This is a genomic window from Halorhodospira halochloris (assembly GCF_002356555.2).
GTDB classification, from domain to species: Bacteria; Pseudomonadota; Gammaproteobacteria; order Nitrococcales; family Halorhodospiraceae; genus Halorhodospira; species Halorhodospira halochloris.
Genome location: NZ_AP017372.2, coordinates 614107 through 625712, shown reverse-complemented (window position 1 = coordinate 625712; position 11606 = coordinate 614107). Strand labels below are relative to the sequence as shown.

The following is an 11606-nucleotide window of genomic DNA, read 5'->3' as shown; positions in this document are numbered from 1 at the left end:
CTACACCCTCAAACTTTCGTGTCTAACTAGAGGCCGGGCGAACAATTCAGCCAGATCGGCTGCCTGATCAAAACCTTGGATCGGCGAAAACACCAGCTCAATCGACCACTTGGTCCGCAGCCCCTCGGCCTCCAGAGGGTTAGCCAGACCGAGTCCACACACAGTTAAGTCAGGCCGGTCATCACGCAGCCTGTCTAACTGCCTCTCGAGGTCCTGCCCTTCAATCAACCGCACCCCATCGCCAAGCTGGACAGCCTCTTGGCCATGCAGCTGCCGATCCAGATACGGGGTAGCCACCTCCAGCGGCCGCATGCCGCACTCATTGGCAAGAAATCGTGCCAGCGGCAACTCCAACTGCGAGTCTGGCAGGAAAGTAATACTTTTACCAGCGAGCACTTCGCGCTGACGGGCCAAGGCCGCGCGCGCCCTCTCTACCGGCGCCGCTACAACTTCATCGACTCGTTGCTCGGCAACCCCGAAAGAGTGCGCTGCAGCGTACAGCCATCCACGTGTTCCCTCTATGCCCACAGGATACGGGGCATTGACGTACTGCGCACCGCGGCTTAACAGAGCACGTGTTGCCTCACCAACAAACGGCTGCGCCATGATAACCCGGGTCTGGGGCCCCACCGCTGGCAATTGCTCACAACTGCGTGGAGGGAGAAAGTGCACCGGGCCTATCCCAAGTTGATCGAAAATCCTACGAAACTGGTCCTCGACAACATCGGCCAACGTGCCCAAAACCAACAATGAAGGCGCCTCGTTCTCCTCAGCCTGAGGCATCTGTTCAGTTATAGACGCCAGGCACTTATCCTCACCCTGGGTGAATGCTGTCTCCAGACCGCTACCAGAGTAATGCATCACTTGGACGCGCCCGGCATGCTCCCGAGTTAGGCGCTCAGCAGCATTATCCAGATCGAGCTTGATCACTTCAGAGGGGCACGAGCCAACGAGAAACAGCGTCTTTATCTCCGGTCGCCGGGCCAGCAACTCGTTTACAACCCGGTCCAACTCATCGTTGCAATCAGCAAGTCCGGCCAGGTCGCGCTCACCCAACACAGCGGTGGCAAACCTCGGCTCAGCGAAGATCATCACCCCTGCAGCAGCTTGGAGCAGATGCGCACAGGTACGCGAGCCAACAACGAGAAAAAACGCATCCTGCATCTTGCGATGCAACCACACAATACTCGTTAGTCCACAGAAGACCTGCCGTTGACCCCGCTCCTGAATGACCTCCACGGGGCAATCGCAGCCGTGATCGCCGGCGGTATTCGGATCGACGGCTGCACGCGTACTCATCAGGCTGCACCCTCTTTGGATTTGCTGGCGCCACCACCCTCGCCACCTGCTGCTGCCTCCGCCTGAGCAGCATCACGAGTACGCTGCTCCTGCAACCGAGCTGCCCTGAGTTTGAGCAAAAACTGGAAGGCATTAATGACGTAAAGGATATAGGCCGCCAGGGCCACCATCATCTGCTGCACCGGAGTAAATATGTCGCCAAACCAGACAACCAAGTAGGCAGTATGCAGCAGGATCACCGCCATGCTCACCACATCTTCCCAGAAGAAGGCGGGGGCGAAGAGATACTTGCCAAACACCACCTTTTCCCAGATGGCGCCGGTAACCATGATGGTATAGAGGATAAGTGTCTTGATCACGATTGACCAAGCAGCCAGCTCAAGGCCCTCACCCGTTGTCAAATACCAAATAACAAGGGCCAAGCTGACCAGAAAGACAATGAACTGAGTGGGTGCTAGGACACCCTGAACCGTAGTCCACCAAGTCGAGTCACGCCGCCGGCGCTGCTCCTCAGTGTAGAGTGGCTCATCTCCCAACCACGAAGCGTGATGCTGCATCGCGCTGCATCTCCCTTTAATCTTGATCAACCGTAGCATTTTGCGGTCGGCTCCGGAGCGAGTCTACTTATGGCTCAAATAAGGTGTCAACTCACGGCCAGCCGGCGCAAACCATTTTCACCCCAACCGCCCTACCGAGCGAAGAGTCAACCTCGGCTACGAACTTGTGCGGCCTTCGGTCAATGGCTCCAGCAAAAGCAGATAACGCAGCGCGGTTGCATACTCACTATCAGTGACCTGTTCATCGGAGCGCTCGCGCTCCAACACCCGGTCTACGCGGGCCTTGGCCACCACCGACAAATGGGCGTGCAAAGAGGCCTCGCCGCCGAGTTGCTCAACATACTCGCTGACAAATTTCTGCGAGCGCATCCGATTCAGCTCACCGCGGATAGCACGCTGCCAGAACCAGCGGCGCAAACCCACGAACACAAATACTGCACCGGGCAAAGCAAAGGTCGCCACCAAGGCAACTAGAGTCTGTTCAGCCCCGGGGAGGAGTTCAAACGAAGTCACCACCCAAAAATAAAACCCCACTGCTACCAGAGCAACTAGCGGTATAGACAACACCAAACCTTTCCAGGTGGATGCGGTTAGCTGCTGAGCCAACCGTTTGCGCTCTTTGCGAATCCAATCTTCTGTCATGCCGAGCTCCTCAGCTGTGCACCAAGTTTATTATGCTACTAGATAACCTCTAAGAAACCATTGGCACTATACCTGCGGCAAGCCGGAAAGTGCCATAGCGACCTCGTCACTGCTCCCCCCTAGATCCTTTAGCTTGCCGCCCAAATAGTCTGTATATGCCTGCATATCGAAATTGCCATGGCCGCTGAGGTTGAAGAGGATCGTCTTCTCAGTCCCACCCAAGCGACACTCCTCAGCCTCATCGAGCACGGCCTTGATCGCATGGGTTGCCTCCGGTGCCGGGATGATCCCCTCAGCTTTAGCAAAACGCAATCCCGCAGCGAAACATTCAAGTTGATCATAGGCTCGTGCGTCCAGATAGCCGAGATCGTGCAGATGGCTTACTTGTGGAGCCATACCGTGATAGCGCAAGCCACCAGCATGGAACCCTTGCGGCTTAAAGCTCGAGCCGAGGGTGTGCATCTTAGCTAGTGGAGTTAAGTGAGCTGTATCGCCGTAATCATAGGCGAACCTACCCTTGGTCAAGGTAGGACAAGCGGTCGGCTCTACCGCTATCGCCTGAATATTCGGCCCGCCCCGCAAGGCTTGACCAAGGAAGGGGAAGACAATGCCAGCAAAGTTACTGCCACCGCCTGTGCAGGCGACTATGGTATCCGGGTAGGCATCAGCCATAGCCATTTGCTCCATTGCCTCCTGGCCTATTACGGTCTGGTGCAACAGCACGTGATTAAGAACACTGCCCAGGGCATAACGCGTATCCTGGGCGGATGCGGCCATCTCTACAGCTTCGCCAATCGCTATGCCCAGACTGCCGGTACTCTGCGGGTCTTCGGCGAGCACCGAACGCCCAAACTCGGTTCGATCGCTGGGGCTGGGTATGCATTGTGCGCCAAAACTCTCCATAAAGGCGCGCCGGTAAGGCTTTTGATGGTAGCTTACGGCAACCATGAAAACCTCAATCTGCAGGTCAAACAAGGCCCCTGCCAAAGCCAATGAAGAGCCCCATTGCCCGGCCCCAGTTTCTGTGGTTATACGCCGCACCCCTTCGGCATGGTTGTAGAAAGCCTGCGGTATCGAGGTGTTAGCCTTATGGCTGCCTGAGGGGCTAACCCCCTCATACTTGTAGAAGATCTTTGCCGGGGTAGCCAATTCGCGCTCTAAGCGCCGCGCCCGATACAACGGAGATGGCCGCCACTGCCGATAGGCATCGCGCACAGGTGCCGGGATATCGATGTCACGCTCCAGGCTCATCTCCTGCTCAATGACGCCGTTTGGGAAGAGAGGAGCTAGGTCACTCGGCCCAACCGGCTCTTTGGTCCCTGGGTGCAGAACCGGTGCGAGCGGCTCTGGCAAATCGGCGTTGATGTTGTACCAACTGCGCGGTAGACGGCTCTCGTCAAGCTGATATTTGATTGTCTCGCTCATCGGGCTCCCCAATAAAATAAAACCACAGAACGCCGGTATGTTAGCCGGGCGAAACGTATAGGGGAAGATCATCTTGCCAGACCGGCACGAACAGCGTAATTTTTAGGTTAAAATTGGCTCGCCAGGTGGCGCATGGATTTTAGGGGCGCCCAGTTAGCCTCTATCAGTAAAGGTTGCCACGGTGAGACATAAGGCTGACTAATAGCAGCACTGAATCCATAATCATAACTTGAGGGGAAACAAGATGGATATCGACACCAGCACCTGGAGCGGCAAGTTAATCGTTTCGCTAGGAGTGGGAGTCGGCCTGACTCTGTTCCTGATGATAGCGATTGCCATAACCTTGGATCCGCGTTTGATTTCACTCAGCTGGATGCTGACATCGATCCTGGTCGGCTCTGGCATTGGTTATGTACTGATGCGAGAGAAGGGGGTAATATAGCCAGCAACGACTTACACTTTGCTCACGTCATCCCTGACACCCTGAGGATTGCGCTAATACCATCTCAACCCAGGGTGTCAGGCGGAGGGGTGTTTAGATGTCCCGTGGCTCAGGGCAACCTCTGGAGGAGCGGTTAGAACAGCTGCTATCCATAGGTCAGGCGCTTTCGGCAGAGACGAATACCGACGCTCTGGTAGAGATGATCCTGCGGGGGGCTCGCAATCTGACCAATGCTGATGCGGGGACAGTTTACAGTGTCGAGGAAGAAAGCTTCTTAAGTTTCGAGACAGTCCATAACGATAGCTTAGGGCTGCACCTCGGCGGAACTAGCGGCAACCCGGTAGATTTCCCTACATTGCCGCTGTACACCGAAGATGGATCACCCAACGATAGAAACGTTGCGGCCTACTCAGCAGTAAGCGGGGAGGCCGTTAGGATAGCTGACGCCTATGACGCAGAGGGATTCGATTTCAGTGGTACTCGGCGCATAGACGCGCAGACTGGATACCGCTCAAAGTCCTTTCTAACAGTTCCAATGCGCGACCATGAAGGATCAGTCATTGGAGTACTTCAGTTAATCAATGCACTCGACCCGCACAGCGGCGAGCCTACTGAGTTTAGCGCTGCGGATGAAAAGATCGCCAGTTCCCTCGCCTCGCAGGCAGCCATAGCCCTAACCAAGCAGCAGCTGATTGATGCTCAACGCGCGCTGTTCAACTCTTTCACCAAGGTCATAGCCAAAAGCATCGACCGCAAAAATCCCACTACAGGCAAGCACTGCGAGCGGGTGCCGCTTTTAACCATGATGGTGGCCGACGCGATTAATGAATCACAGAGCAGCACAACCGAAGATTTCAAGCTTAGCCCCGAGCAGTATGACGAGCTATCCTTGGCGGCTTGGCTACACGATTGCGGCAAGGTCACCACTCCAGAGGCTATAGTCAACAAGGCAACAAAGCTTGAGCGGCAGATCGACGGCATAAATGAGATAATGACCAGAGCCGCTGCCACACGCCAAGAGGCTCAACTAAAATCCCTCACCGAGCAACATCAAGCAATTACAAGTGGTGACACCGAAGCTGCCGAGCGTGCTAAGGAGGAGCTTAAAGTTTTTGAACAGCAACTCCAAGATGACATGGATTTTCTGTGCAGCGCCAACACCGGCAAAGAGTTCATGGAAGAGGCAGCACAAGAGAGGGTCGACCGTATAGCCGAACGCTACACTTGGACCGACCATTTAGGCAAGGAACATCCTTTGCTGACAGAGGATGAAATAGAAAATCTTAAGATTCGTCGCGGCACCCTCAATCAGCAAGAAATGGCGATCATGCACGACCATGTTCGTGTTAGCCGCGAGATGCTCGAACAGCTAAATTTCCCCAAGCACCTGCAAAGGACACCGCAGATCGCCGGGCAGCACCATGAGCGCATGGCCGGAGGGGGTTACCCGGATAACCTTGCCGGCGAGCAAATCTGTTTCGGCGCTAGGATACTGGCAATTGCCGACGTCTTCGAGGCCCTAACCGCTCCCGACAGGCCCTATAAGGAGACCAAAACCCTCAGCCAAGCCCTCAAGATTATGGGCTTTATGGCCGAAGAAGGACACTTCGACAAGAATCTTTTCCAAATCTTTATAGAAGAAAAGGTCTATCTGAAATATGCCCACGAACATATGCTGCCTGAGCTCATTGATGAAGTGGATGAGTCATCACTTCCTGGTCTAGCTAAGGATTAGCAGCCAATCTTCATGCCATAGACGAATCTTCCAACGCCAAACGTTTTCAAATGTTTTAACCACCTACCAATTCCTTAGGTAGAGCGAAAGTCACCCTTTCCGACTTACCGGCGACTATCTCCTCAGGCTCACAACAGCCCCATGATTTAAGCTGCTCGACTACCTCAATGACCGTACTCTCAGGCGCCGAGGCGCCAGCAGTAACCCCTACTGCCCGACACTCCGAGAGCCACTCCCTGTTCAAGTCTGCTGCCCCATCCACCAGATAAGCTTGCGTACCGCAACGTACGGCCAGCTCCCGCAGCCGGTTTGAATTGGAACTATTCACCGACCCTAAGACCAGCAGCAGATCAACCCTTTCTGCCAAGGCACGCACGGCATCCTGGCGATTTTGGGTGGCATAACAAATATCGTTCTTACTCGGCCCGCGAATGTCCGGGAAACGCTCCTTGAGGACCTCCACTACGGCCGCAGCATCATCTACCGACAACGTGGTTTGGGTAACAAAGGCCACATCGTCTGGGTTTTTGACCTGCTGACTGCGCGCCTCCTCGACACCCTGCACAGGATATATGCCACCATCACCGGAGGGGGGCAAATACTGCCCCATAGTGCCCTCGACCTCGGGGTGACCGGCATGACCGATCAGTATCACCTCGCGTCCTTGCTGAGCATGCGCACGGACTTCCTTGTGAACCTTAGTCACCAGCGGACAAGTGGCATCAAAAACCTGCAAACCCCGTCTAGCCGCCTCATCCTCCACATGACGAGGGACCCCGTGGGCACTGAAAATGACTGTAGCGCCGTCAGGAACTTCGTCTAGCTCTTCGACAAAGACAGCGCCGCGCTTCTTCAAATCTTTAACCACGTAGCGGTTATGGACTACTTCATGTCTGACATAGACAGGGGCGCCGCACACCTCGAGGGAGCGCTCAACTACTGCTATGGCACGGTCGACCCCGGCACAAAAACCGCGTGGGTTAGCAAGGTAGATCTTAGTCACGGGCTCTCTCCTGATATTTTGTCGGCGCTTAGCCACCTAAGCCTAAGGGCGCCTCTTAACAAACTCCCCACCCCGGAGCCACTTACTGCCCAGGTGTGGAGCTCTTGGCGCCAGGGATGGCGCCATGAAGCCTCCAGGGATGGATTAACGGCGCCCTCCACACCGGGGCAGTAAGTGGCTCCGGGGGAGTTTTAGTGGTTCCCCTAAACACCAATCTCGCTAGAGGCGCAAACCCTCTTCACGGATTATTGCCCTTCACCAACATAGCCACTACGACTATACCGGCGCCAACGGTTATCCCGATATCGGCGACATTGAATATTGGCCAGTGGTAGTCCTGGTAGTACATGTGGATGAAATCAACAACATAACCGAGCCGCAGACGGTCGATTAGATTACCAATCGCACCCGCCAGCACCAAGGTCAGCCCCAGCGCAAGCCACCGCTCGGTGTCGGCGATCTGACGCAACCAATAAACCAAGTAGCTGCTGACCGCAACAGCGATCGCCGCCAAAAACCATCTCTGCCAGCCATCTCCGCCGCCAAGAATGCTAAACGCAGCACCGGTGTTATAGCCCAACGTCAAATTGAGCACCGGTAGCAACTCGATAGATTGACCAAAGGTCAGGGCACTATCTGCCCAGAGTTTGGTCACCTGATCCAGCAACACCCATACTGCTGCCACCCCTAGCCACCAATAGAACATCACGCCACCAAACGCTGTTCACCTGTCCCAGAGACATTCGCGACGCAACGCGCGCACAACTCAGGGTGCTCATTGCTGGTACCGATATCGGCCCGACGATGCCAGCAGCGCGGGCACTTAGCGTGCTCGGAGGCCGCGACAGTGACAAACAATTCCGCTCCATTAGCGAGAGTTATCGCTGTTGCATCCTCTGGCACTTCGGCAAGCGGACGGATCGCAGCTTCCGATGTGATCAGCACGAAACGCAGTTCATCGGCCAGAACGGCAAACTCTTGGAGCAGATCTTCGGGCATGTAGAGGGTTACCTCGGCATCAAGATTGGCACCGATGACCTTGGAGTTACGCAGACTCTCAAGCTCCCGGCTTACTGCAGCACGGACTTCTATCACCCGCTCCCAAAACTGCTCCCCAGTCTCACCCTCGTCAAGCGCAAAGAGCCCGTCATACCACTCGGCGGTAAACAGTGATCCCTCTCTCGCCCCGGGTAATTGCTCCCAGATCTCATCGGCGGTAAAAGAGAGGATTGGTGCTAACCAACGCGCCAGGGCTTCAGCAATATGGTTCATCGCCGTCTGCGCCGAGCGCCGCGCCCGACTCTCCGGGGGGGTGGTATAAAGCCGATCCTTGATGATATCGAGGTAAAAGCCACCCATATCGACAACACAAAAGTTGTGCAGCAGGTGATATATCCGGTGCAGTTCGTAGCGGTCGTAGGCCTCGACGATGAGCTTTTGTAGCTCATGGGTTCGACCCACTGCCCAGCGATCGAGGGGCAGCAGAGAACCGCCATCAAGCATATCGCGCTGCGGCTCGAAACCGTGGAGATTACCGAGCAGAAAGCGGGCGGTGTTGCGCAGTCTGCGATAGGCATCAGCAGTGCGCTGCAAGATATTATCGGAGACCGCGATTTCGCCACTATAATCGGCTGAGGCGACCCACAAGCGCAAAATATCGGCGCCGAGTCGATCCATAACATCCTGCGGGGCAACCACGTTGCCCTGCGATTTCGACATCTTGCGGCCGTGCTCATCGACGGTAAACCCGTGCGTCAAAACCGCCTTGTAAGGTGCAGTAGAGCGAACAGCGGCGGAGGAAAGCAATGACGATTGGAACCAGCCACGATGCTGATCAGAACCCTCAAGGTAGAGATCGGCGGGGACCTGCAGGTCAGGGTGGCGTTCCAACACAGTTGCGTGAGTTACCCCGGAGTCAAACCAAACATCGAGTATATCGGTGACCCTCTCATACTCTTGCGCCTCGTCGCCGAGCAGGTCATCAGCATCAAGCTCCCACCACCCTTCGAGGCCGAAACGCTCCATGCGCCGGGCGACCTCTTCCATAATAGCCGGCGTTTCCGGATGCGGTTCGCCGCTGCTCTTGTGGATAAATATGGCTATCGGCACCCCCCAATGCCGCTGCCTGGAGATACACCAGTCGGGACGACCGCCGACCATGGCCTCAATACGTGCCCGACCCCAGTGCGGCATCCACTTAACCTGGTCTATCTCAGCAAGGGCCAACTCGCGCAAACCGTGGCGACCGAGATCAATAAACCACTGTGGGGTGGCCCGAAAGATCACCGGAGTCTTATGTCGCCAGCAGTGCGGGTAGCTGTGCTGGTAAGGCTCATGGTGCAGCAGCTTACCTCGCTGCTCGAGCAGTTTCACCACTTCGGGATTAGCCGCAAAGACATTCATGCCGGCGAAGTGTTCGGTATCCTCCTTAAAGCTGCCGTCGCCTGCTACCGGATTGGTCACCTCCAGACCGTAACGGCCACCTACTTCAAAATCCTCCTGACCGTGGCCGGGAGCGGTGTGGACACAACCTGTGCCACCATCAACGGTTACATGCTCACCCAGAATTACCGGCACTTGCCGATCAACAAACGGATGGCGCAGCTCTAAGCCCTCGAGCTTATCGCCACGACAGCGACCAACTACCTCACAGCTGTCAAATCCGACCCGTTGCTGCACCGACTCGAGCAACTCAGCAGCCACAATCAGGCGCTCGGCATGGCCAATCGCTACCACGACGTACTCGAGTTCGGGGTGCAGTGCCACAGCACGGTTTGCCGGCAGCGTCCACGGCGTGGTAGTCCAGATAATCACTGCCGCCTCACCCGCTTGCGCCCCCTCTCCTTCCAAGTGGAGGCGCCGTTGCAGATCAAGCTCATCAACGACACTGAAGCGCACATCGACAGCGGGCGAGGTCCTCTCCTCGTACTCGACCTCGGCCTCGGCCAAGGCCGAACCACACTCAGCACACCAGTGCACCGGCTTGAACCCCTGGGTGATATGACCAGCGGCAAAGATACTCGCCAACGCCCGCAAGATCCCTGCCTCGGTCGCAAAATCCATGGTCAGATAAGGGTTCTGCCAATCACCTAAGACTCCCAACCGTTCAAAATCGGCCTTTTGCTTTGCCACTTGGCTGGCCGCGAAATCACGACAACGGCGCCGGAATTCGGCATAGTCAAGCTTAACGCCCGGCTTGCCGGCCTCCTCCTCTACCTTATGCTCAATGGGCAAGCCGTGGCAGTCCCAGCCCGGGACATAGGGGGCATCATAGCCGTCCATAGTCCGGGCCTTAACGATAATATCCTTAAGGATCTTGTTAACGGCATGGCCAATGTGTATATCCCCATTCGCATAAGGCGGACCATCATGGAGGATGAACTTCTCCCGCCCCTTTCTTGCTTGACGCACCTGCGCATAAAGGTTTTGGTTGCGCCACTGCTCCAGGCGCTGCGGTTCGCGTTCAGCTAACCGAGCACGCATGGGAAAATCGGTATGGGGAAGATTAAGGGTGTTTTTATAATCGCTCACTTTAGCGCCTCGTCTGAATCCGGATTGCCTCGCAGGACCTGTTCTGCCTGCTGAATATCACGCCCAATCTGAGCCGCAAGGGCATTCAGATCGGCAAACTGTTTTGCTCCACGCAGCCACTTCACCGGCTCCACACTAAGATGGCTGCCGTAGAGATCGCCCTCGAAACCTATCAAATGCACTTCAAATACCGCCACACGCCCATCAACGGTCGGCCGCACCCCGACACTCACAGCTGCGGGCCAATCCCGCAGGTCATCCCCGCAGACGCGCGCGGCGTATATGCCTTGCAGGGGCAGCCGTGCGGCCGCCAAGCGCAGATTGGCCGTCGGCCAGCCCAAGCGCCTGCCCATAGCATCGCCACGCACCACCCGGCCACTCACCCTATATGGCTCTCCAAGCATCTGCTCGGCAGCTGCGAAGTCCCCTAAAGCTATAGCTGCCCTAACCCGCGTACTGCTTACCCGTTCATTGGCGACCTCAATTGTCTCCATGGCGCAAACATCGAAACCGGCTCGCTTACCCAGTTCCAGTAGCAGATTTAAATCACCGCCGCGCGCACAGCCAAAGCGAAAATCATCGCCTACCAGCACATGGCTAACGCCCAAACGCTCTCCGAGCAGGTCGGTAGCAAAGCTAGCAGCATCGAGGCCAGCAAGGTGCTGATCAAAGCGCAACACCACGACGCCATCTATGCCCGAATTGCCCAGGCGGCGCAGCTTCTCGCGCCAACCGGTCAACCGCGCTGGCGCACGGTGGGGCGTCAAATACTCGGCTGGATGCGGCTCAAACGTTACCACATACGCGGGACAACCTCGGCGGGAGGCCTGCTCACGCAGCCTAGCGATCATTGCCTGATGGCCACGGTGGACGCCATCGAAATTACCGATGGTAACTGCTGCCCCCCTATGGCGGTGGCGAATATTATGGATACCGCGTATTAGCTCCATGGATAATCGGCAAAAACCTCAA

General features: G+C 56.2%; 10 protein-coding genes. 2 read left to right on the top strand and 8 right to left on the bottom strand.

The features are described 5' to 3' along the window. The 4 genes from HH1059_RS03035 to HH1059_RS03020 all read right to left on the bottom strand — a co-directional run bounded on the left by HH1059_RS03035 (window position 1) and on the right by HH1059_RS03020 (window position 3923). Entirely contained in the window at window positions 1-1299 is a 1299-nt protein-coding gene (locus HH1059_RS03035; RefSeq protein ID WP_096408141.1) for a ferredoxin:protochlorophyllide reductase (ATP-dependent) subunit N, read from the bottom strand. Next, a complete protein-coding gene (gene bchF / locus HH1059_RS03030; RefSeq protein WP_096408139.1) occupies window positions 1299-1856 on the bottom strand; it encodes a 2-vinyl bacteriochlorophyllide hydratase in 558 nt (185 codons plus the stop codon). The genes HH1059_RS03035 and bchF overlap by 1 nt, the downstream gene beginning before the upstream one ends. Before the next feature lie 156 nt (window positions 1857-2012). Next, window positions 2013-2498 (bottom strand): hypothetical protein, encoded by a 486-nt coding sequence (locus HH1059_RS03025; protein WP_096408136.1) that lies wholly within the window; start codon window positions 2496-2498, stop codon window positions 2013-2015. 66 nt (window positions 2499-2564) lie between these two features. Beyond that, complete coding sequence (locus HH1059_RS03020) at window positions 2565-3923, bottom strand: TrpB-like pyridoxal phosphate-dependent enzyme (RefSeq protein ID WP_096408134.1); 1359 nt, start codon at window positions 3921-3923, stop codon at window positions 2565-2567. A gap of 244 nt (window positions 3924-4167) precedes the next feature. On the opposite strand from HH1059_RS03020, the gene HH1059_RS03015 reads away from it, so the two are divergent. Together HH1059_RS03015 and HH1059_RS03010 are read left to right on the top strand one after the other, a co-directional pair. Next, entirely contained in the window at window positions 4168-4365 is a 198-nt protein-coding gene (locus tag HH1059_RS03015; protein WP_096408131.1) for a hypothetical protein, read from the top strand. 97 nt (window positions 4366-4462) lie between these two features. Continuing rightward, complete coding sequence (locus tag HH1059_RS03010) at window positions 4463-6100, top strand: HD family phosphohydrolase (protein WP_096408129.1); 1638 nt, start codon at window positions 4463-4465, stop codon at window positions 6098-6100. A gap of 55 nt (window positions 6101-6155) precedes the next feature. Here HH1059_RS03010 and ispH read toward each other — a convergent pair whose 3' ends face one another. From ispH to ribF, 4 genes are all read right to left on the bottom strand, one after another. Further along, a complete protein-coding gene (gene ispH / locus HH1059_RS03005; protein WP_096408126.1) occupies window positions 6156-7103 on the bottom strand; it encodes a 4-hydroxy-3-methylbut-2-enyl diphosphate reductase in 948 nt (315 codons plus the stop codon). 238 nt (window positions 7104-7341) lie between these two features. Next, window positions 7342-7809, bottom strand: a complete 468-nt coding sequence (lspA, locus tag HH1059_RS03000; protein WP_096408124.1) for a signal peptidase II — start codon at window positions 7807-7809, stop codon at window positions 7342-7344. Next, window positions 7809-10634 (bottom strand): isoleucine--tRNA ligase, encoded by a 2826-nt coding sequence (ileS, locus tag HH1059_RS02995; protein ID WP_096408121.1) that lies wholly within the window; start codon window positions 10632-10634, stop codon window positions 7809-7811. Before ileS ends, lspA begins: the two co-directional genes overlap by 1 nt. Further along, window positions 10631-11584 (bottom strand): bifunctional riboflavin kinase/FAD synthetase, encoded by a 954-nt coding sequence (gene ribF / locus HH1059_RS02990; protein ID WP_096408119.1) that lies wholly within the window; start codon window positions 11582-11584, stop codon window positions 10631-10633. Before ribF ends, ileS begins: the two co-directional genes overlap by 4 nt. Window positions 11585-11606: the final 22 nt, after the last annotated feature.

Excerpts from the sequence above, each read along its gene's own strand:
- HH1059_RS03035 (WP_096408141.1), bottom strand. The coding sequence starts at position 1,299 with ATGAGTACGCGTGCAGCCGTCGATCCGAATACCGCCGGCGATCACGGC.
- bchF (WP_096408139.1), bottom strand. The coding sequence starts at position 1,856 with ATGCAGCATCACGCTTCGTGGTTGGGAGATGAGCCACTCTACACTGAG.
- HH1059_RS03025 (WP_096408136.1), bottom strand. The coding sequence starts at position 2,498 with ATGACAGAAGATTGGATTCGCAAAGAGCGCAAACGGTTGGCTCAGCAG.
- HH1059_RS03020 (WP_096408134.1), bottom strand. The coding sequence starts at position 3,923 with ATGAGCGAGACAATCAAATATCAGCTTGACGAGAGCCGTCTACCGCGC.
- HH1059_RS03015 (WP_096408131.1), top strand. The coding sequence starts at position 4,168 with ATGGATATCGACACCAGCACCTGGAGCGGCAAGTTAATCGTTTCGCTA.
- HH1059_RS03010 (WP_096408129.1), top strand. The coding sequence starts at position 4,463 with ATGTCCCGTGGCTCAGGGCAACCTCTGGAGGAGCGGTTAGAACAGCTG.
- lspA (WP_096408124.1), bottom strand. The coding sequence starts at position 7,809 with ATGTTCTATTGGTGGCTAGGGGTGGCAGCAGTATGGGTGTTGCTGGAT.
- ribF (WP_096408119.1), bottom strand. The coding sequence starts at position 11,584 with ATGGAGCTAATACGCGGTATCCATAATATTCGCCACCGCCATAGGGGG.